The 21,992-nt window shown below is 40.3% G+C and carries 20 protein-coding genes; 13 read left to right on the top strand and 7 right to left on the bottom strand.

Going from position 1 to position 21,992, the window contains the following annotated elements:
* The first annotated feature begins 27 nt into the window (after positions 1 to 27).
* Positions 28 to 1,089, top strand: coding sequence for an AI-2E family transporter (locus KUL10_RS01365; RefSeq protein WP_110427573.1), 1,062 nt, complete (start codon positions 28 to 30; stop codon positions 1,087 to 1,089).
* A 15-nt stretch (positions 1,090 to 1,104) separates the two neighbouring features.
* Here the strand turns inward: KUL10_RS01365 and bcp are convergent, their stop codons facing one another.
* Together bcp and KUL10_RS01355 are read right to left on the bottom strand one after the other, a co-directional pair.
* Positions 1,105 to 1,569 carry a thioredoxin-dependent thiol peroxidase gene (gene bcp, locus KUL10_RS01360; protein ID WP_110427116.1) on the bottom strand — a complete coding sequence of 155 codons (465 nt, stop codon included), beginning with the start codon at positions 1,567 to 1,569 and terminating at the stop codon, positions 1,105 to 1,107.
* Positions 1,547 to 2,107, bottom strand: a complete 561-nt coding sequence (locus KUL10_RS01355; RefSeq protein WP_110427115.1) for a glycine cleavage system protein R — start codon at positions 2,105 to 2,107, stop codon at positions 1,547 to 1,549. Before KUL10_RS01355 ends, bcp begins: the two co-directional genes overlap by 23 nt.
* A gap of 174 nt (positions 2,108 to 2,281) precedes the next feature.
* Here KUL10_RS01355 and dapA point away from each other — a divergent pair, with 174 nt between their 5' ends.
* The 3 genes from dapA to purC are packed head-to-tail and all read left to right on the top strand — an operon-like array spanning position 2,282 to position 5,001.
* Entirely contained in the window at positions 2,282 to 3,163 is an 882-nt protein-coding gene (gene dapA / locus KUL10_RS01350; protein ID WP_110427114.1) for a 4-hydroxy-tetrahydrodipicolinate synthase, read from the top strand.
* 7 nt (positions 3,164 to 3,170) lie between these two features.
* Positions 3,171 to 4,271, top strand: a complete 1,101-nt coding sequence (gene bamC, locus KUL10_RS01345; RefSeq protein ID WP_110427113.1) for an outer membrane protein assembly factor BamC — start codon at positions 3,171 to 3,173, stop codon at positions 4,269 to 4,271.
* 16 nt (positions 4,272 to 4,287) lie between these two features.
* Entirely contained in the window at positions 4,288 to 5,001 is a 714-nt protein-coding gene (gene purC / locus KUL10_RS01340; protein WP_110427112.1) for a phosphoribosylaminoimidazolesuccinocarboxamide synthase, read from the top strand.
* A gap of 119 nt (positions 5,002 to 5,120) precedes the next feature.
* On the opposite strand, the gene yfaE is transcribed toward purC, so the two are convergent.
* The 4 genes from yfaE to ubiG all read right to left on the bottom strand — a co-directional run bounded on the left by yfaE (position 5,121) and on the right by ubiG (position 10,131).
* Positions 5,121 to 5,369: a class I ribonucleotide reductase maintenance protein YfaE gene (yfaE, locus tag KUL10_RS01335; protein WP_110427572.1), complete on the bottom strand. Its 249-nt coding sequence runs from the start codon at positions 5,367 to 5,369 to the stop codon at positions 5,121 to 5,123.
* Positions 5,370 to 5,422: 53 nt separating this feature from the next.
* A complete protein-coding gene (nrdB, locus tag KUL10_RS01330; protein ID WP_110427111.1) occupies positions 5,423 to 6,553 on the bottom strand; it encodes a class Ia ribonucleoside-diphosphate reductase subunit beta in 1,131 nt (376 codons plus the stop codon).
* Positions 6,554 to 6,591: 38 nt separating this feature from the next.
* Positions 6,592 to 8,919 carry a class 1a ribonucleoside-diphosphate reductase subunit alpha gene (gene nrdA, locus KUL10_RS01325; protein ID WP_110427110.1) on the bottom strand — a complete coding sequence of 776 codons (2,328 nt, stop codon included), beginning with the start codon at positions 8,917 to 8,919 and terminating at the stop codon, positions 6,592 to 6,594.
* Between the two features lie 513 nt (positions 8,920 to 9,432).
* Positions 9,433 to 10,131, bottom strand: coding sequence for a bifunctional 2-polyprenyl-6-hydroxyphenol methylase/3-demethylubiquinol 3-O-methyltransferase UbiG (gene ubiG, locus KUL10_RS01320; RefSeq protein ID WP_110427109.1), 699 nt, complete (start codon positions 10,129 to 10,131; stop codon positions 9,433 to 9,435).
* 229 nt (positions 10,132 to 10,360) lie between these two features.
* On the opposite strand from ubiG, the gene gyrA reads away from it, so the two are divergent.
* From gyrA to pyrF, 9 genes are all read left to right on the top strand, one after another.
* On the top strand, positions 10,361 to 13,003 hold the full coding sequence (gene gyrA, locus KUL10_RS01315; protein WP_110427108.1) for a DNA topoisomerase (ATP-hydrolyzing) subunit A: 2,643 nt from the start codon (positions 10,361 to 10,363) through the stop codon (positions 13,001 to 13,003).
* Between the two features lie 94 nt (positions 13,004 to 13,097).
* Positions 13,098 to 14,189 (top strand): 3-phosphoserine/phosphohydroxythreonine transaminase, encoded by a 1,092-nt coding sequence (gene serC, locus KUL10_RS01310; protein WP_110427107.1) that lies wholly within the window; start codon positions 13,098 to 13,100, stop codon positions 14,187 to 14,189.
* Between the two features lie 2 nt (positions 14,190 to 14,191).
* Positions 14,192 to 15,472 (top strand): 3-phosphoshikimate 1-carboxyvinyltransferase, encoded by a 1,281-nt coding sequence (gene aroA, locus KUL10_RS01305; protein WP_110427106.1) that lies wholly within the window; start codon positions 14,192 to 14,194, stop codon positions 15,470 to 15,472.
* Positions 15,473 to 15,670: 198 nt separating this feature from the next.
* Positions 15,671 to 16,348, top strand: coding sequence for a (d)CMP kinase (gene cmk / locus KUL10_RS01300; RefSeq protein ID WP_110427105.1), 678 nt, complete (start codon positions 15,671 to 15,673; stop codon positions 16,346 to 16,348).
* Positions 16,349 to 16,453: 105 nt separating this feature from the next.
* Positions 16,454 to 18,127, top strand: coding sequence for a 30S ribosomal protein S1 (gene rpsA / locus KUL10_RS01295; RefSeq protein ID WP_110427104.1), 1,674 nt, complete (start codon positions 16,454 to 16,456; stop codon positions 18,125 to 18,127).
* Positions 18,128 to 18,209: 82 nt separating this feature from the next.
* Positions 18,210 to 18,488 carry an integration host factor subunit beta gene (gene ihfB / locus KUL10_RS01290; protein ID WP_110427103.1) on the top strand — a complete coding sequence of 93 codons (279 nt, stop codon included), beginning with the start codon at positions 18,210 to 18,212 and terminating at the stop codon, positions 18,486 to 18,488.
* Positions 18,489 to 18,523: 35 nt separating this feature from the next.
* Positions 18,524 to 18,781 (top strand): lipopolysaccharide assembly protein LapA domain-containing protein, encoded by a 258-nt coding sequence (locus KUL10_RS01285; RefSeq protein ID WP_110427102.1) that lies wholly within the window; start codon positions 18,524 to 18,526, stop codon positions 18,779 to 18,781.
* 4 nt (positions 18,782 to 18,785) lie between these two features.
* On the top strand, positions 18,786 to 19,955 hold the full coding sequence (lapB, locus tag KUL10_RS01280) for a lipopolysaccharide assembly protein LapB (RefSeq protein ID WP_110427101.1): 1,170 nt from the start codon (positions 18,786 to 18,788) through the stop codon (positions 19,953 to 19,955).
* A gap of 61 nt (positions 19,956 to 20,016) precedes the next feature.
* A complete protein-coding gene (gene pyrF, locus KUL10_RS01275) occupies positions 20,017 to 20,721 on the top strand; it encodes an orotidine-5'-phosphate decarboxylase (protein ID WP_110427100.1) in 705 nt (234 codons plus the stop codon).
* 60 nt (positions 20,722 to 20,781) lie between these two features.
* Here pyrF and ald read toward each other — a convergent pair whose 3' ends face one another.
* On the bottom strand, positions 20,782 to 21,912 hold the full coding sequence (gene ald / locus KUL10_RS01270) for an alanine dehydrogenase (RefSeq protein ID WP_110427099.1): 1,131 nt from the start codon (positions 21,910 to 21,912) through the stop codon (positions 20,782 to 20,784).
* Positions 21,913 to 21,992: the final 80 nt, after the last annotated feature.

Below are 21,992 nucleotides of genomic sequence, written 5' to 3'. Positions count from 1 at the left end.
AAAAGTTTAAAAGGAGTGATGCGCAATATGTTTGGAGTTTTCGACAAGTGGTATAAACGCAAGTTTTCTGATCCTAATGCCATGATGTTGTTGCTTTTAATTCTGTTTTCATCGCTTATTTTATTGGTATGGGGGGGCATCTTAATGCCCGTCATTGTGGCCGCTGTGATTGCCTATTTGCTAGATTGGCCAGTGAGTCGTCTAGCTGCACGAGGTTTGAATAGAAGCTTGGCAACAATAATCACACTTGGTTTGTTTGTGTGCTTTTCAATTTTAACTCTAATTGGCATCGTACCCATTGTATCAAAGCAAAGTGTTAATCTTGTTCAGGAGTTACCCTTGATCTGGGATTCAGCACAAGACTGGATCGCAAGCCTTCCAACTAGATACCCTGATGTCATTGAGGTTAGTTATATTCAGAATATGATGTCAGGCGTCAATGAGCGTATCGTTGAGATTGGAGAACAACTCATCAGCGTTTCTTTTCACTCTTTGGGTACTTTAGGCGCATTGCTTATTTACAGCGTGCTAGTCCCATTAATGGTCTTTTTTATGTTGAAAGACAAAGAAATATTTTTAAAAAGTATTTCCTCAATTTTGCCCAAGGAACGCCGACTTATCACACAAGTAGGTGAAGAAATGAATTTGCAAATAGCGAACTATATTCGGGGCAAAGCAATCGAAATTTTGATTATTGGAAGCGTAACATCGCTTTCTTTCACACTAATGGATTTAAGATACTCGCTCTTGTTAGGGGTTTTAGTTGGGTTGTCAGTATTGATTCCGTATATCGGTGCAGCAGTGGTTACCATTCCGGTTGCTGTTGTCGCATTATTTCAATTTGGAGTCAGCTCTGAATTTTGGTATGTAATGCTCGTTTACGGTGTTATTCAAGCGCTCGATGGAAACTTGCTAGTGCCAATTTTGTTTTCAGAAGCAGTCAGCTTGCATCCATTATACATTATTATCGCTGTTTTATTATTTGGTGGTATGTTTGGATTTTGGGGAGTATTCTTTGCTATACCACTGGCTACTTTAGTAAAAGCAGTTATCACGGCTTGGTCTCCACCCGAAGTACCAAGCCAGTAATGTTGATAATCTAGTTTAGGAACTTAGTGCTTCTAACACAACGTTGTGGTGTTCTTTCGTTTTAAATTTATTAAGCACCTTAACTATTTTTCCATCTTCATCAATAATAAAAGTGATGCGGTGTATACCGTCATATTCCTTACCCATAAATTTCTTTAATCCCCATACGCCAAAGGCCTCCGCGACACTGTGGTCTTCATCCGATAATAGTGTGAAATTTAATGACTCTTTTTCAATAAATTTGGGTAGTCTTTTTACCGCATCGGGGCTAATACCCAAAACAACGGCATTACTTTCGTCTAATTCACTTTTGCTGTCGCGCAGACCTTGAGCCTGAATGGTACAGCCTGGTGTCATCGCTTTAGGATAAAAATATACGATTACCTTTTTGCCTTTAAAATTCGACAATTTAACGATTTCATTATCTTGATTAAGTAACTCAAAATTAGGAGCTGTATCACCAACTTTCAATGTGTTCATTTTCTTCCTTTAAATCATGATGGGTTATCTTGCCAGTTAAACATAAGGAACCCAGAAGTTCTTTTACAGCCTCATCAAATTGATTGAGATCCAAGTCTTTTGGTGCACTCAACACCATTTTACACTTTAAGTTTTCGATTCGGTCCAATTTATTTACGTATGTTTTTTGACGTAACGCGCTAACACTAACGCCTTGAGCACTTAAAAATGTAGTGACTTTTCTTAGAATTCCTGAAGCATCAACGCCCGTAAATTCGAAATGAATTAACCGGTCAAGATTTTGTTTATGATGGTCGCTTGTACGTTTCATCATAGATAGGAGATCATGTTGCATACACAGTGTGGACAAATGCATTTCAAGTTTAGAAATTGCACTTTGGGTGCCTTCTACTATCATTGACAGTGAAAAATCAGTGCCATAAATAGCGTGTCGGCTATCAAGTATGTTGCAGCAAATATCATTCACGCACGCACTAATCTCACTGAGTATTCCAAGTTTATCTGTACCTAATATATTTACGATAAGTTGTTGCTTCATCTCAACCTAAAAGCCATTCGTTTTTCAGCATATTAACATAGCTAAATAGTAGTGGGCATCTCGATATAAGTGAAATTCAATTATTATAAATAAAATTATTAGTTTCGTGATGTTTGAGGTTGTTTTTAATCGTTCTGATCACTAACATGAGACCCCTTATTTTGAGGGGGAAAAATGTTCAAAGGAAGTTATGTTGCATTGGTTACACCAATGTTTGAAGACGGTTCGATAGATTTTGAATCATTAAGAAGTCTTGTCGAGTTCCATATTAGTAGTGGTACTCATGGGATTGTATCGGTAGGTACCACAGGAGAATCGGCGACACTACCCTTTGAAGAACATATTCTCGTTATCAAAAAAACTATCGAATATGCGGCTGGCAGAATCAAAATTATTGCTGGCAGCGGTGCCAACTCAACCTCTGAAGCCATTGAGTTAAGCCAAGAAATAGCGAAGTCAAAGATAGATGGTTTTTTAAGTGTTGTTCCTTATTATAATAAACCCCAACAACGCGGCATGATCGCGCACTTTGAAGCTATCGCTGATTCAACGCCTTTGCCTGTTCTATTGTATAACGTTCCAGGCAGAACAGTGGCTGATATGCAATCTAGTACTGTCGCCGAACTGGCTAAACATGATAGAATCGTCGGCATAAAAGATGCGACGGGCGATTTACGCCGTTTTACAGAAACTAAATCGCTAGTACCTGACGACTTCGTCATATTGAGCGGTGATGATGTAACAGGTTGCGAATTTTTGTGCTTAGGTGGTGATGGGGTTATATCTGTGACTGCTAATGTGGTACCTAAACAAATGGCTAAAATGACCGAGGCTGCTGCTAAAGGTGACTTGGCGTTAGCTCGCGAAATAGATAAGGAAATAAGTGCATTGCATGATTTACTATTTATTGAGCCTAACCCAGTCATGCCAAAATGGGCGCTTTATAAAATGAAAATGATGAAAAATGCATTTTTACGTTTACCAATGGTGCAGGCTGAACTAAATAATAAAAATGCAATCGAACAAGCTTTACAGGCATTAAAAATAATAAGTTAGAGAGTTTATGAAGAATAAAGTAGTTGCCTTGAGTGTTACGTGTATTGCGCTTGCGGGTTGTGCTTCAAAGGAAGAGCGTGAGTTAGCTTCAGGCAGTTTTCAATACTTAGAAGCCTCACAATATAACGTGATCGAAATACCAGAAGACTTGGAAAACCCCAACTTTTCAAATAGGTACGCGTTACCTTCGCTGAATACTGAGTCAGAAAATACGCTTTATGGCCAAAAATTAAAGGTGACATCTCCTCGGCTTGTTTTACCTCTTGTAAGCGGTTCACATGTTGAAGAAGGCTCAGAGGATGCAAAGGTATTATTTGATCAAGTGAATGATGACGAACCTTTGCAGCAAACCATTTGGAATACTGTACTAGCTTTTCTAGAGAAGCAAAACATAGGCGTTGATAACTTCGATAAAGAAAATAATATTTTGGTAACTGATTGGGTTATTAGTACTGAAGAAGTTGATGGCGGTTGGTTAGACTTTTCGAGTGTTGAACAAAAAGATGTGCGTAAATATCAGTTTAATTTAAATGTCGCTCCTCATGGTCGTTCAGCTGCACTTTCAACACAACTCGTCGAGCTGTTGGATAACAATGGCAACAGTGTGTTAGCTAACGCTGATGAGTTGAGTTTGCGCAATGATTCAACAAGCTTTTTAAACCAAGTTATTGCTGAATATGATTTCGGTATTCGTTTAGAGCAGTCAAAACGAATCGCGAAAATTAGACGTGGCTTTAATACAAACTTAGGGTTTGATAGTGATGGGGAACCAGCATTAGTGGTTGAGGCTATTTATGCAAACACTTGGCCTCGATTGTTGTTAGTACTTAAGAAGATGGGCTTTGACGTTAAAGACTTAGATCAATCAAGTGGTTTGTTGTTTGTTCAATTCAACGGAACAGATGACTCTTGGTTTGATTCTATTTTCAATTCAACGCAAGACTTAGGCCTCGACAAAGATGAATATCGCCTAAAGGTTGAATCACTTGGTGCGCAAACAGCTGTTACTTTCCTCGATAATGAAAGCAATGCCTTAAGCGTTGACACAGTTACACAAATTTATAGTCTATTTTCAGAGTATATGGCAACAGAAGATCTCGACATTTAAAAGCTAGGATAAATGCATGCAAAAGCAACAAGAGCTTTACCGCGGTAAAGCTAAAACCGTCTTTCATACTGACGATGAAAACAAATTAATTCTTCATTTTCGAAATGATACATCAGCTTTTGATGGCGAAAAAATTGAACAGCTAGATCGAAAAGGTGAGGTGAACAACAAGTTCAACCACTTTATCATGTCAAAGCTGGAAGAGGCAGGTATTAAAACGCAAGTAGAAAGCTTGATCAGTGATACCGAGTCATTGGTTAAAAAACTAGACATGATTCCTGTTGAATGTGTTGTGCGTAACTTTGCTGCTGGCTCTATGTGCCGTAGGCTAGGAGTAGAGGAGGGCATTGAATTATCCCCACCTACTTTTGAATTCTTTTTAAAGAATGATGCCTTACACGATCCGATGGTAAACGAATACCACATCGAATCATTTGGTTGGGCCGATCAGGCACAAATCGCCGAAATGAAACGCCTGACTTTTTCAGTTAATAAAGTATTGTCTGAGTTGTTTGATAAAGGCGGTATGTTACTGGTCGATTTTAAATTGGAGTTTGGCGTCGATGTAAACGGTGATATTGTGTTAGGCGATGAATTTACGCCAGACGGTTGTCGCTTATGGGATAAAGAAACGCGTAAAAAGCTAGACAAAGACCGCTTTAGACAGGGTTTAGGTTCGGTAGTTGAGTCTTATATCGAGGTTGCCAGTAGAATCGGATTAACGCTTTAAGTTAAATCATTCAAAGTGAATCAAACTAAAACGAAAAGGCCAACATTAATATGTTGGCCTTTTTTGTTAGGTCATGTTGGTCTTTACAGCCAAGGTCATACAGTAAATATCAATCCTGACTAATATAATTCTATTTCAATATTCCCTGTTGGTATACAACAACAAGGCAGTATTTCATCATCATCAATAAAAGCGAGTGGGTCGGTGGTGTACTCAACTGAACCGCTTTTTAATTTTGTACGACAAGCGCCGCAATATCCTTCGCGGCAATGATAATGCACTTCAATATTTTGCTTTTCTAGCGCAATCAATAGAGTATCTTCTTCATTAAAATAAAAAGAGGTGCCAGTATTAACTGCCACCTCTATATTTTTTGAGTCTTTTGTAGTCACTGTACTATTCGAAAATCGAGAGCGCCGCTCTACAACTCAAATTCCTCAAATTCATCTGAACCAACTTCACTATCAATTTGGCCGACTAAGTATGAAGATATCTCTGTCTCTTGAGGCGCGACTTGCACGTTGTCTGAGTTAAGATAGTTATTCATCCATGGAAGTGGATTACTTTTCACATCAAAAGGTTGTCCCATGCCAATTGCAGCCATACGATGATTAGCAATGTATTCAACGTATTGAGACAAGATTTGTTCGTTTAAACCTAACATCGAGCCGTTTTTGAACAGGTAATGCGCCCATTCTTTTTCTTGTTCAACGGCTTTCAAGAAAATTTGTTTGGCTTCTTCATGACATTCTTCTGCTATCTCGGCCATTTCTGGGTCGTCTTTGCCTTTCGCCCACAAGTTTAGAATGTGTTGGGTTGAGGTTAAATGGATATTTTCGTCTCTAGAGATTAAACGAATAATTTTAGAGTTTCCTTCCATTAGTTCTCTTTCAGCAAATGCGAATGTACATGCAAACGAAACATAGAAACGAATGGCCTCTAGTGCGTTTACCGAATTCATGCAAAGGTAGAGCTTTTTCTTAAGCTCGCGCATGGTAATCACATGCGTTTCACCGTTTACAGTATGCTCACCTTCACCAAGGGTTTGCCAAAGTTGAGTAGCAAAAATCAGGTCATCATAGTAAGACGATATATCACTTGCACGTTTTTGAATTTCGGCATTAACCACTATGTCATCAAAGACTTCTGAAGGGTCTGAAAATAAGTTTCTTAAAATGTGCGTGTAAGAACGAGAGTGAATCGTTTCAAAAAACGACCAAGTTTCTACCCATGTCTCTAATTCCGGCAATGAAATAATCGGAAGAAACGCAATATTTGGGCTTCTACCTTGAACTGAATCTAGCAGGGTTTGATATTTCAAATTAGAAGTGAAGATATGCTTTTCAGCCGCACTTAACTTTTGAAAATCAAGCCTGTCTTTACTGACATCAACTTCTTCTGGACGCCAAAAAAACGATATTTGTTTTTCGATTAACTTTTCAAATATTGGGTGTTTCTGTTGATCATAGCGCGCCACGTTTACCGGGTTCCCGAAAAACATGGGTTCTTTCATTGTATCGTTTGGTTCTTGATTGAACGTTGTATACTTCATAAATCTTCGCTTTTATATCTACTGGTTAATCGTGGTGACTAGATTTTACAAGCGCCGCCTGCACAATCGTCATCTTCTTCTATTACTACTTCTTGCGCGCGCGATGGTTGTTTTTCACTCTGTTTTGCTTCTTGTGCCGCAGCAGCGTCAGAAGCACCATCACGTGTATTGTGGTAATAAAGTGTTTTTATGCCCAATTTATAAGTCGTTAGTAAATCTTTTAATAACAACTTCATTGGCACTTTGTTACCTTCATACTTGCTAGGATCGTAGCTAGTGTTAGCAGATATTGTTTGGTCAATAAATTTTTGCATGATAGCCACTAGTTGTAAGTAACCATCGTTAGCATCTATATCCCACAATAATTCATACTGTTCCTTTAAATTTTTATAATCTGGAACAACTTGTTTTAGCACACCATCCTTACTTGCCTTGATACTAATATGTCCACGTGGTGGTTCAATACCATTTGTAGCATTTGATATCTGAGATGATGTTTCTGACGGCATAAGTGCCGATAGGGTGCTGTTTCGTAAACCATGCTCTACGATTTCTTTACGTAAATTATCCCAATCGTAATGCAAAGGCTCTGCGCATATCTTATCGACGTCTTTTTTATAGCTATCGACAGGCATGATTCCTTGAGCATATGTGGTTTCATTAAACTTAGGGCAAGCGCCTTTTTCTTTAGCCAAGTTGTTTGAAGCTTTTAATAGATAGTATTGCATTGCTTCAAAGGTCTTGTGCACAAGTGCATTAGCTGAATGATCTGAGTATTTCACACCATTTTTGGCAAGGTAATAAGCAAAGTTAATAACGCCGACACCAAGTGTTCTGCGCCCCATAGTCGCGTTGTACGCAGCTGGAACAGGGTAGTCTTGATAATCTAAAAGGCTATCTAATGAACGCACTGATAATTCAGCAAGCTCTTCAAATTCGTCCAAGCTTTTAATTTCACCAAGGTTAAACGCCGACAGTGTGCAAAGTGCAATTTCCCCTTCTTCATCATTGACGTGGCTCAATGGCTTAGTTGGTAGTGCAATTTCTAAACACAAGTTGCTTTGGCGAACCGGCGCATATTTAGGGTTAAATGGACTATGAGTATTGCAGTGGTCGACATTCTGCAAATAAATACGGCCTGTATTAGCACGCTCTTGCATAAATGCACTGAAAAGCTCTATCGCTTTAACGCGCTTTTTACGAATGCTTTCATCGTTTTCGTATTGAACATATAGACGCTCAAATTCATCTTGATCTGCAAAGAACGCATCGTATAGTCCTGGTACGTCTGATGGACTGAACAAAGAAATGTAATCGTCTTTGATCATACGCGTGTACATAAGTTTGTTGAACTGTACACCGTAATCTAAATGTCTCACGCGGTTTTCTTCGACGCCACGGTTATTTTTCAAAACTAAAAGAGATTCAACCTCTAAGTGCCACAAAGGATAAAACAATGTCGCCGCACCGCCGCGAACACCACCTTGCGAGCAGCTTTTAACAGCAGTCTGAAAGTACTTATAAAAAGGTATACAACCTGTGTGAAATGCTTCGCCGCCTCTAATTGGACTGCCTAAGGCACGAATTCTACCGGCATTTACGCCTATACCAGCTCTTTGGCTGACATACTTCACTATTGCACTAGCTGTTGCATTAATTGAGTCTAGGCTGTCGCCTGTTTCAATTAGTACACAAGAACTAAATTGACGAGTAGGGGTTCTGACACCGGCCATAATTGGGGTAGGCAACGAAAGCTTAAACGTTGATGCTGCGTCATAAAAACGCTTGATGTAATCTAATCGCGTGTCTTTTGGATATTTTGCAAATAAGCAAGCAGCAACTAACACATATAAAAACTGAGCACTTTCGTAAATCTCACCCGTGACTCTGTTTTGAACCAAGTATTTTCCTTCGAGCTGCTTAACTGCTGCGTAACTGAAGTTCATATCACGCCAGTGGTCGATAAATTCGTCCATTTGGGCAAATTCTTCTTCGCTATAATCTGCTAATAAATGTTCGTCATACTTTCCAGCAGCAACCAACTTTTTAACGTGGTCGATTAGTGCAGGTGGCTCAAATTGACCGTATGCTTTTTTGCGCAAATGGAAAATCGCAAGGCGAGCAGCTAAGTATTGATAATCGGGAGCTTCAGTTGAGATTAAATCAGCGGCAGATTTGATCAATGTTTCGTGAATTTCTTCTGTTTTGATACCGTTGTAAAACTGTATCTGAGCATTGATTTCGACTTGTGACACTGAAACGTCATCTAAGTCTTTGGCTGCCCATGTAACTACTTGGTGAATTTTATCTAGTTCTAGTGGCTCTTGAACGCCGTTGCGTTTGCTAACTAAAAGAGTGCTATTCATTTTTATATTGTCGCTCTTTATCAACGCCCATTGTTTACACGGGCTTTGTTATAATTGTGATTTGACTTCCCCTAAACTCACTAAGCATTTACCGGTAGTTTAAAGCGCGATTTGATTTGGCTGAACTAAGCATGACTGCATGCCTTGATGAGTAAATACAAGATAAAGGGGTTTTGGCTAACATGCAACCCAACATGTAGTGGTTGGGTCGCTTGCTTTGCACAATCATGGAACAAAACTTAAACAGTGTTAGTAAAGACTATCGCCAACAATCTCTTAAATAGTTAGCTTGAATAACAATTGAACAGATCGCTTTTTGCGCAAATTAGGGCAAAAAAAATATAAACTAATTAGGACTAAAAAAGCTGTACTAATTACAAAACGATTTAAGAAAATAAGCGATATCTTATTGAAATTATTTTAGGTACAACAACAAACGTCTACAGAAGATATTTGCTTTGTTTTTATGCAGAAACAAATTTAATCAAAAATATCGCTGTTATATCTTATCTTTTATGCCTTGCAATAAACGAAGTAATTTACGTCTACATTTTTATTAGATAAATAGTAGTTCTGCTTTAGCGGGTTTAAGTGTAGTCCGATTATATCTTTTGCAATTAAGCTTGTTGATTCTATAGCGTTTAATAGCTCAGAAGGCTTAATAAACTTATCGTGCTGATGTGTTCCTTTAGGCACAAGATTCAGAATGTATTCGGCAGCAAGAATAGCCATTAACCAAGACTTCGGGTTGCGATTAAGCGTTGAAAAAATCACATGGCCTCCCGGTTTAACTAACTTCGCACACGCTTCAACAATAGATGCAGGATCAGGAACGTGTTCCAGCATTTCCATGCATGTGACAATATCAAAACTAGCTGGATGCTGTTGCGCAAATTCTTCAGTTGTAGAGAGCACATAGTCTACTTTGATGCCAGATTCGAGCCCATGCAATTTTGCAACCTCTAAAGAATCAAACGCCATATCTAAACCGGTTACTGTTGCGCCTTTCGCCGCCAGCGCTTCTGCCAATATGCCACCACCACAACCAACATCTAAAATCCGTTTTCCAAAAACACCATCGACCTTTTCTTCAATGTAACCAACGCGTAGGGGGTTAATTTGATGAAGCGGTTTAAATTCGCCTTCTAAGTCCCACCATTTTGAAGCAAGAGAGGAAAACTTTTCGATTTCTTGGCTATCAACATTATTCAAGAGCTAACACCTTCTTTTTATTAAAACTGATGCTTTTATAAGCAGTTGTATTTTTACATAAATATTATGACATACAACTACATATTCGACAGTCATAATGCTAATATCTATTCGCCAACTTTAGGCTCACAATAACAAGTGGATGGTGGATAGCAGATTAAGCTTCATTACTCGAATGAATAAAATCAGCAACACACACTCCTAAAAGAAATAAAGGACAGTGCAGTTTATGACTGATAACGCTAAAGAAATCCTGCCGATTAACATCGAAGACGAACTAAAAAACTCCTACTTAGACTACGCTATGAGCGTCATTGTAGGACGTGCGCTTCCCGATGTTAGAGACGGTTTAAAACCAGTACATCGACGCGTTTTGTTCGCAATGAACGAACTTAAAAACGACTTTAATAAACCTTATAAAAAATCGGCACGCGTTGTCGGTGATGTGATTGGTAAATATCACCCACATGGTGATTCAGCTGTTTACGACACGATTGTTAGAATGGCACAGCCATTTTCTTTGCGTTACATGCTGGTTGATGGTCAAGGTAACTTTGGTTCTGTTGATGGTGATTCAGCAGCCGCGATGCGTTATACCGAAGTGCGTATGGCAAAAATTGCACACGAACTACTCGCTGATCTAGATAAAGAAACGGTTGATTTTGTTCCTAACTACGACGGTACAGAACACATTCCTGAAGTCTTACCCACTAAAGTGCCTAATTTACTTGTTAATGGTTCGTCTGGTATTGCGGTTGGTATGGCAACGAACATTCCACCTCATAATTTAACCGAGGTGATCAATGGTTGTATCGAGGTCATTAAAAATCCAGATATCACTATAGAAGAGCTTTTAGAATTCATACCTGGCCCAGACTTCCCAACTGCGGCATTAATCAGCGGTAGAAAAGGCATTATTGATGCTTATAAAACAGGCCGTGGAAAGATTTACTTGCGCGCCCGCGCCGAAATAGAAGTCGAAGACAATGGTAAAGAAACCATTATTGTCCACGAGATTCCGTACCAAGTTAACAAAGCAAGACTCATAGAAAAGATTGCTGAGCTAGTCAAAGAGAAGCGTATTGAAGGTATATCAGCGCTTCGTGACGAATCTGATAAAGACGGTATGCGTATCGTTATTGAAGTCAAACGCAATGAATCAGCAGAAGTGCTTCTCAATCATTTATACGCAAATACGCAACTACAAACAGTATTTGGTATTAATATGGTTGCGCTTGACAATACGCAACCTCGCTTATTCAACCTCAAAGAAATTTTAGAAAAGTTCATTCTACATAGACGCGAAGTGGTTACACGACGCACAGTGTTTGAATTGAAAAAAGCGCGCGACAGAGCACATATATTAGAAGGTCTCGCAATTGCGCTAGCTAACATCGACCCAATCATTGAACTAATTAAAAACTCAAAGAGTCCGTCTGATGCCAAACAATCACTAATCGCCAAAGGTTGGGCGCTAGGTGATGTGGCCGAAATGCTTGAACGAGCAGGTAATGATGCAGCGCGACCTGATTGGTTAGCACCAGAATATGGCATTCGCGATGGCGAATACTTCTTAACTGAAGAACAAGCACAAGCCATATTGGATTTAAGACTAAACAAATTAACGGGTCTTGAACACGATAAAATTATCGATGAATATCGTGCATTGATTGATTTGATCGCTGAGTTGCTTTACATATTGAGTAGCTCTGAGAGACTAATGGAATTAATCACCGAAGAGCTTGAAAAAGTGCGTGAGGAATTTGGTGACGAAAGACGCACAGAAATCACGGCAGCGTCGCATGATATTGATATTGAAGACCTGATCGAAAGAGAAGAAGTCGTGGTGACTTTATCTCGCGAAGGTTATGTAAAGTATCAAAAACTCTCAGATTACGAGGCGCAACGTCGAGGCGGTAAAGGTAAATCAGCAACCAAGATGAAAAACGAAGATTTCATCGAAAAATTACTTGTTGCCAATACGCATGACCACATACTTTGTTTCTCGACGAGAGGGCGTTTGTACTGGTTAAAAGTATACCAATTGCCACTTGCGAGCCGAAATGCAAGAGGTCGTCCAATCGTTAATATACTTCCATTAGAAGAAGATGAACGTATCACTGCGATATTGCCTATTCAAGAGTTCGAAGCAGGTAAATATGTGTTTATGGCAACCACAAACGGTACTGTTAAAAAGACTGAGTTGACCCAGTATTCAAGACCGAGAGCTAACGGTATCATCGCTGTTAACCTCAATGATGGCAATGAACTTATTGGTGTTGACTTAACCGACGGTGAAAGTGAAATAATGCTATTTTCTGACGCGGGTAAAGTCGTTCGCTTTAGTGAAGACCAAGTTAGACCAATGGGACGCACGGCAACAGGCGTTCGTGGTATACGCCTAATGGAAAATGAAAAAGTTGTATCTCTTATCGTACCTAAAGACGAAGGTGATGTACTTACAGCAACTGAAAATGGTTATGGTAAACGTACTCCAATCGGTGAATACCCAGCTAAATCGCGTGCAACTAAAGGTGTTGTTTCAATCAAAGTATCGGAACGCAACGGTTTAGTTGTTGGCGCAATACAAGTGGATGAAAGTAAAGAAATTATGCTCATAAGCGACCAAGGAACACTTGTTCGCACAAGAGCATCAGAAGTATCGACAGTAGGTCGTAACACCCAAGGTGTGAGACTGATCAGAACGGTCGAAGGCGAACACGTCGTCGGCCTGCAGCGAATTGATGAAATCGAAGAAGAGGAACTTGCCGAAGAAGCGGGTGAAAATTCGGAAGCAATCAATGAGCAATCGCCGGTAGCTGATGCAGCTACTGATGTAAAGCCTGAAGAAGATGATAACAACGACGAATAAATCGTTGTTATAGAGCACTTATTATTTAAATAAGCGCTTAAAATCATTTCTTTAACAAGCGGCTTTTGCCGCTTGTTTTATTTAGAGAGAAACAATGCAACAAGTGTTTAATTTTAGTGCTGGCCCTGCAATGTTGCCACACGAGGTGCTTGAACAAGCACAAAAAGAATTGCTTAACTGGAATGGACTCGGCACTTCGGTGATGGAAATTAGCCACCGAGGTAAGCCTTTTATAGAAGTTGCGGAACAAGCTGAGCAAGATTTAAGAGATCTACTGGGTGTACCTGCCAACTATAGCGTTTTATTTATGCATGGTGGCGGTAGAGGACAATTTTCAACTGTACCGTTAAATATCTCGAAAGCGGGTGATCTCAGTGAACATTTAGTGACTGGTCAATGGTCAATATCTGCTGAAAAAGAAGCGCAAAAGTTTACAAAAACCAACATCGTTGCGTCCACTGAGACAGACGAAAATGGCTTGGTTTATGTGCCTGAACAAAAGGATTGGGAGATCAATCCAAATGCTGCTTACTTTCAATATTGTCCAAATGAGACAGTTGAAGGAATTGAGATCGACTGGGTTCCTCAAACAGGTGGAGTGCCACTAGTTGCGGATATGTCATCAAATATTTTATCTAAACAAATCAACGTTGAAGATTACGGTATTTTATATGCTGGCGCGCAGAAAAACATTGGCCCCTCTGGCTTAACCTTGGTCATCATTAATAATGACCTACTGGGTAAAGCCCGACCAGATGCTCCTTCTATTTTTAATTACGAGCTGCAAGCAAATGCAGACTCTATGGTGAATACCCCGCCAACATTCTCTTGGTATCTTGCTGGTCTAGTTTTCAAATGGCTCAAAGGTAAAGGTGGAATAGCGGCAATAGAAGCGCAAAACAAACAAAAAGCTGATTTGTTATACAACTTTATCGATCAATCTGATTTCTATGCAAATAAAGTAGCCGTGCCTAATCGTTCAAAAATGAATGTTACTTTCTCACTAGCACATGCCAAGGTACTTGACCCGATCTTCTTGCAAGAATCTAATTCAGCCGGGTTGGCAGCACTTAAAGGTCATCGTGCAGTAGGTGGAATGAGAGCAAGTATTTATAACGCCATGCCTATCGAAGGTGTAAAAGCGTTAATTGAGTTTATGAAAGAGTTTGAAAGGACAAAAGGCTAAGCATGGAATCTTTATTTTTAAGTCATAAGACGCTCGCTGACGGCGAGATTAATGTCCCCGGATCAAAGAGCCTTTCCAATCGTGCGCTTTTATTAGCGGCCCTAGCACAAGGCACGACCACATTAACAAATTTACTCGATAGCGAAGATATTCAGCATATGCTGACCGCACTTAAACAGCTTGGTGTTGACTATGAACTTAATACAGCTGCAAAGACGTGTAAGGTTGTTGGCTTAGGCGGGAAATTTTCAAGCGATAAAAAGCCCACATTATTTTTAGGTAATGCCGGCACAGCGATGCGTCCATTATGCGCGGCGCTCGCGTTTTCAGATGTCGATGTTGAATTAACCGGCGAGCCAAGAATGGAAGAACGACCCATTGGTGATCTTGCTGATGAGCTAATCAATAATGGTGCAGATATTCAATATTTAAAAAATAGTGGCTTTCCACCATTGGCGATCAAAGGGGCGCAGCTTGCAACCAATACTTTTAATATCGACGGAAGTGTATCAAGCCAATTTTTGACGGCTATCTTGATGGCCGCTCCCTTGCTCGAGCACGAAGTAACCATAAATATTGTGGGTGAATTGGTATCTAAGCCATACATCGATATCACCTTAAAAACGATGGCTAGTTTTGGCGTTGATGTGACAAACAATGAATACCAATCGTTTGTAATACCAGCCAACCAAGTCTATAAATCTCCCGGTAACTTCTTAGTGGAAGGCGATGCTTCATCAGCGTCTTACTTTTTGGCCGCAGGCGCAATTGCGGGTGGCACTGTCAAGGTCACAGGGGTAGGTAAAAAATCAATCCAAGGTGACACTGCTTTTGCTAATGTGCTTGAAGCGATGGGTGCAAAAGTAGAGTGGGGAGATGATTTCATTCAAGTGTCGAGTGCGCCCTTAAAAGGCGTAGATATGGACATGAATCATATTCCTGACGCGGCCATGACAATAGCAACCACTGCCTTGTTCGCTCAGGGCAAGACGCGTATATCAAACGTCTACAATTGGCGAGTCAAAGAAACTGACCGTTTGCATGCAATGGCAACAGAGCTCAAAAAAGTGGGTGCCGAAGTAGAGGAAGGGCACGACTATATCGAAGTAACACCGCCTTCCGAAGTTAAACACGCAGCGATTGATACCTACAACGATCACCGAATGGCCATGTGTTTCGCACTGCTCAGTTTTAAACCATGCGGTGTAACAATAAACGACCCGAAATGCACAGCCAAAACATTCCCAACGTTTTTTGAAGCGTTTGAAGTAGTCACTCGCTAATGTCGAATAATCAATTCATTTAAAATCAAATATTAAGTCTTAATCATTGTGTGTTATTTGATTGAGACTTAACACTTCTTACCACTCTTTTTTAAATACTTGTTTACGTTTAACACTCTATTAACGCTTGTCATTGAATAGTCAAATGAAGTACGTATAATTGCGGCGTTTTTACTAGCCCAAATTTATGGAGTAAATATGACTAACGCGTTTGTGGTCACTGTCGACGGGCCAAGTGGTGCAGGGAAAGGTACGCTTAGCGCTAAGTTAGCCGATGACTTAAATTGGCATTTTCTGGACAGTGGTGCAATTTATCGCGTTTTAGCGGTGGCCTCTGTACACCATGGAATTGATGCCAATGACGAGTTAGGCTTAGTGCCGCTTGCAACAGGCTTGGACGTTTCCTTTGAAGGGAGCAACGGCGATATTCGTGTAATTCTTGAAGGCGAGGATGTAAGCGATGATATCCGTACTGAAGAAGTGGGTGCTATTGCTTCTCAAGTCGCGGCGATCCCAGCAGTGAGAGAAGCATTACTGCGCAGGCAACGAGCATTTGCTGATGCACCCGGCTTAGTGGCGGATGGTCGAGATATGGGGACGGTAGTCTTCCCAAATGCCGATGCCAAGATATTCTTAACGGCAAGCGCAGAAGCTCGCGCGCAACGTCGCTTCGATCAGTTGAAAGCTAAGGGGCATGATGTTAAAGTATCGCGCCTTTTATCAGACATAGAGGCTAGAGATGAGCGAGATGCTAACCGAAGCGTTGCTCCTTTAGTCGCTGCTGGTGACGCCTTAACAATAGATTCAACAAACCTTTCTATTGAGCAAGTCGTTGAAAAGGCAAAAGATTTTATAGACTCAAAGGTCTTTCCTTAAGCCGTGAAATCTAAACCATAACAGCCTTCAGGATGAAAGCTGCTTTACTAACAACCCCGTGATCTAATGGATGTAATTACGGATTAAATTAAGATAATTTCTAATATGACTGAAAATTTTGCACAGCTTTTTGAAGAAAGCTTAACACAGCTTGAAACTCGTCCAGGCGCAATCGTTAAAGGTACAGTAGTATCAATCGACAAAGACATCGTACTTGTTGATGCCGGACTTAAATCAGAAAGCGCAATTCCTGTTGACCAATTCCGCGCATTAGACGGCTCACTTGAAATCGAAGTAGGTGATTCTGTTGATGTAGCACTAGATGCAGTAGAAGATGGATTTGGTGAAACAATCCTTTCTCGCGAAAAAGCTAAGCGTCATGAAGCTTGGGTTGAGCTTGAAAAAGCATACGAAGAGAAAGAAACCATCAAAGGTGTTATTAACGGTAAAGTTAAAGGCGGTTTCACTGTTGAAGTAAATACAGTTCGCGCTTTCTTACCTGGTTCACTTGTTGATGTACGTCCTGTTCGCGAAACAGTACACCTTGAAGGTAAAGAATTAGAATTTAAAGTTATTAAGCTTGATGCTAAGCGTAATAACGTCGTTGTTTCTCGCCGTGCAGTTATCGAAGCGGAAAGCAGTGCAGAACGTGACCAGTTACTTTCTAACCTTGAAGAAGGTGATGAAGTTAAAGGTATCGTTAAAAACCTTACAGACTACGGTGCATTCGTAGACTTAGGTGGTGTTGACGGTCTACTACACATTACAGATATGGCTTGGAAACGCGTTAAGCACCCAAGTGAAATCGTAAATGTTGGTGACGAAATCAATGTTAAAGTATTGAAGTTCGACAAAGAGAAGTCTCGTGTTTCTCTTGGTATGAAGCAAATGGGCAACGATCCATGGCAAGAAATTGCTAACCGTTACCCAGAAGGCGCTCGCCTAAGCGGTGCAGTGACTAACCTTACTGACTACGGTTGCTTCGTAGAGATCGAAGACGGTGTTGAAGGTCTTGTTCACGTTTCAGAAATGGATTGGACAAACAAAAACATCCACCCATCTAAAGTGGTTAACTTAGGTGATGTTGTTGAAGTAATGGTGCTTGAAATTGACGAAGAACGTCGTCGTATTTCTCTAGGCCTTAAACAGTGCATCGATAACCCTTGGGAAACATTCGCTAAGTCGCACGAAAAAGGCGACAAAGTATCTGGTAAGATCAAGTCAATCACAGACTTCGGTATCTTTATCGGTCTTGACGGTGGTATTGACGGTCTTGTTCACTTGTCTGATATCTCATGGCAGAAGACTGGCGAAGAAGCTGTTCGCGACTATAAGAAGGGCGACGAAATCTCTGCAGTTGTTCTACAAGTCGACCCAGAGCGTGAAAGAATCTCTCTTGGTGTTAAGCAAATCGAAGAAGACCCATTCAATAAGTATCTGACAGATAACAAAAAAGGTGCTATTGTTAATGGAACAGTAATCGAGGCCGATGCTAAAGGTGTATCTGTACAACTTGGTGAAGAAGTTGTTGGTTATATCCGTATTGGTGATTTAGCACGTGACCGCGTGGAAGATGCAAATGAAGTAGTAACAGTTGGTGAAACAATTGATGCTAAATTCATGGGCGTTGACCGTAAGAACCGCGTAGTAAACTTGTCTGTTAAGGCTAAAGATCAAGCTGACGAAAAAGAAGCGATCGATAAAGTTAACAATCAAGGCGAAGAAGCAGGTTTCTCTAACGCGTTCGCAGAAGCTTTCAAAGCTGCTAAAGGCGAATAAAACCTTTCGGAGCGACGAATTTTCGTCGCTCCTATATTCTCCACCAGGTTACTTGTTATCATTCTTTTTATAGGGGATTATTGTGACCAAATCTGAATTAATCGAACGCTTAGGCGAAAAAGCTCAACACCTTCAAGGTAAAGAACTAGAATTAGCCATTAAAGAGTTACTAGAGCAAATGGCTCAGACACTTCAAAAAGGCGACAGAATCGAAATACGTGGTTTTGGTAGTTTTTCGTTGCACTATAGAGCGCCAAGAGTAGGCAGAAATCCTAAAACGGGTGACAAAGTCGAACTAACAGGCAAACACGTTCCGCATTTTAAAGCAGGTAAAGAACTCAGAGACAGAGTTGACCTGTAACCAATATTCCACTTAGTAGTTATTGAGGCCCAAGGATGAAAGGAATAATCCTTTTTATTGCAGTATTGTTAGTATTATTTATCGCGATTGTCATTGGGTCACAAAACTCTCAACTTATCACCGTCAATTACCTTATCGCAAAAGCCGAAATTAGACTTTCAACGTTTATGGTAATTAACTTAGCGATAGGTTTATTGCTGGGCCTTCTTATTATGTCGTTCAAGTTTTTATCTGCTCGTATGTATAATAAAATTCTTATGCATCGCATCAAAAAGCTCTCGAAAGAATCTTAAGCCTATGCTTGAATGGTTATTCTTGTCTCTTCCAGTTGCCGTAGCCTATGGGTGGGTGATGGGGCGCAACAGTCTTCGCAAAGCACAGCGTAAACAGTCGTCTATTCTTTCTAAGCACTATTACAAAGGCTTAAATTTTCTCTTATCTGATGAACCTGATAAGGCAGTCGATACGCTTATTAAGATGATAAGTGTGAACAACGACACCGTCGAGACTCATATTGCGATGGGTAATTTCTTCAGGCACCGTGGCGAATTAGACCGCGCAATTCGTGTCCATCAAAACCTCATTAGCCGTGATGAAATCAACAGTCGGCAAGAAGCCTTGGCGCTGGTCGAACTGGGCACTGATTATTTATTAGCGGGATTTTTGGAACGCGCCGAAGGTGTTTTTATCCAATTACTCGAAAATGAAACTCATTTTGAATTGGCACAAAAGAAACTATTTAATATTTATCAAGTGACTAAAGAATGGAACAAAGCAATAGAGCTTGCTAGTAGAAGCATTCAAGTCACACCCAAAGAACAACACTTATACTTATTACTCTCTCATTTTTATTGTGAACAAGCTAAGCTTCATCTAGAAGACAAAGAGTATGATAAAGCCAATACACTGCTTCAAAAAGCGGTCGTGATAGATGGCACTCAAGTAAGAGGCTGGTTAGAACTGGGTAAGTTATCCATCGAAAAAGAAGAATATGCAAAAGCAGTTGAATATTTTTCAGAAGTCCCAAAACGTGACTTAGATTGGTTAAGCGAAGCGATTCCGCATTTGGAACAATGTGCATCAAAAGTTGATGGTTGGGTTCAACTAGAAGAGTTTCTCGAACCCTATTGGCAAAAATGCGCATCTTCCTATATCGCAAAAGTTGGATTAATCGCTAGAAAAGGCGAAACAAAAGAAGCGATAGATATTTTGGTTGCTCAGTTACAAAAACATCCTACTATGCGTGGTTTTAAACGCTTGTTAGCTTTATACGAAAGTAATTATGACGGGCAAGCTGCTCAAAAAAGCCTTGAGCACTTGCAAGGTTTACTAGATAAACAAATTTCGCAAAGACCAAAATATCGTTGCCATAGCTGCGGATTCTCAGGTAGACAGTTACATTGGCTTTGTCCATCTTGTAAAAAATGGTCTGTCATTAAACCGATTAAAGGGCTAGACGGCGAGTAGAAGAGAATCTAGACCATCAACTCAATACCAATTTAAATGCTAGCAAATTAGAATCAAAACTATGAATAAACACACCGATCCCATCGTCATTGTTGCCTTAGACTTTGACAATAAGTCAGATGCTTTTTCTTTGGTCAATCAACTTGACCCGAAAAAATGTAAGTTAAAAATTGGCAAAGAAATGTTTACCTATCTTGGCCCTGATTTTGTGAAAGAAGTCGTTGCATTAGGCTTTGATGTGTTTTTAGATCTTAAATTCCACGATATCCCAAATACTGTCGCCAAAGCATGCGTAGCTGCAGCAAAATTGGGTGTATGGATGGTGAATGTACACGCAAGTGGCGGCGATATGATGATGAAAGCTGCAATGACCGCTTTAAATGAATTTGGCGATAAGCGTCCACTATTAACTGCAGTCACGGTGCTTACCAGTATGGATCAACAGCAGTTAGATAAGGTTATCGGTGATACAGCGATTATTGAGCAAGTACAGAAGCTTGCTTTGCTAACACAAGATGCAGGTTTGGATGGCATAGTCTGTTCAGCACAAGAAGCAAAAGTGCTTAGAGGTCTACTTGACCCTGACTTTAAATTAGTCACACCTGGGATAAGACCTGAAGGTGCTGATAAACAAGACCAAAAACGAGTGTTAACACCAAAAGAAGCAGTTAACGCTGGCGTAGACTATTTGGTGATCGGTCGTCCAATTACCTTAGCTGAACAACCTCAAAACGTTCTTGAACAAATAAATAATTCGATAGCCTAAATAAAAAAGCGCCAACAACAAAAGTCATTGGCGCTTAATCAAACAATCTTTAATCCTTTCTTACTTTTCTATTGCCTGTCTCGCTGGCATGTAAGTAAGATTAAGTTCGTCACCCAAAGCATCGACAACGGCCTTGTAAGTTACCAAGCCTTTATGCACGTTCAATCCGTTTAACAAGTGTTCATCATCAAGCATGGCTTGTTTAGGTCCTTTGTTAGCTAAAGCTAAGCCAAAAGGAAGCGTTGCATTGTTTAATGCCATTGTTGAAGTTCTGGCTACACCGCCTGGCATATTAGCCACGCAATAGTGCACAACATCATCAATAATATAAACAGGATCTTGATGCGTGGTTGCTTGTGAAGTCTCAAAACATCCACCTTGATCAATTGCTACATCAACTAAGACAGAACCGGGTTTCATATTTTTAATATGTTCACGCGTGAGTAGTTTTGGTGCTGCTGCGCCTGGGATCAATACTGCTCCAACGACCAAATCAGCTCTTGATGAGTAATAATCAATCGCTTCAGAGGTAGAAAATACAGTCGCAAGTCGCCCTTCAAATATATCATCTAGTTCACGCAAACGATTTAACGAGCGATCCAGTATGGTCACATCGGCGCCAAGTCCCATTGCCATCTTCGCTGCGTTAACACCCACGACACCGCCACCAATAATCAGTACCTTACCCGGTGCTACACCTGGCACTCCACCTAATAATGTGCCGCTGCCGCCATTTGCTTTTTCTAGGTAATGCGCACCTGCTTGAATTGACATACGACCTGCAACTTCGCTCATTGGGGCCAACAGTGGAAGGGTGCCTCTATTATCGGTCACGGTTTCATAAGCAATACACGTCGCGCCAGACTCAACTAAGAGTTTAGTTTGCTGCGGATCAGGTGCAAGGTGTAAATAAGTATATAAAGTCTGACCTTCGCGCAACATTCTACATTCATTAGCTTGAGGCTCTTTTACTTTCACAATCATCTCGGCTTGAGCAAATACTTCTTCTGCTGAACTAGCAATGCTAGCACCAGCATTAATGTATAACTCGTCGGTAAAGCCAATAGACGTGCCTGCATTAGTTTCAACCACAACGCTATGACCGTGATTAACAAACTCTTGAACTGCGGCAGGGGTTAAGCCAACTCTGTATTCGTGATTTTTTATTTCTTTTGGTACACCAATAAGCATAATTATTTTCCGTCGTTATTTTATGCGCAAAGTTTAATCTAATTTTAACAAACAAAAATACTGAAGATTTCTTTGAAACG

This window comes from Glaciecola sp. KUL10, from assembly GCF_003203515.1.
Lineage (GTDB): Bacteria > Pseudomonadota > Gammaproteobacteria > Enterobacterales > Alteromonadaceae > Glaciecola.
The sequence above is the reverse complement of the archived record's forward strand: the minus strand, read 5'-3'. Positions and strand labels throughout refer to the sequence as shown.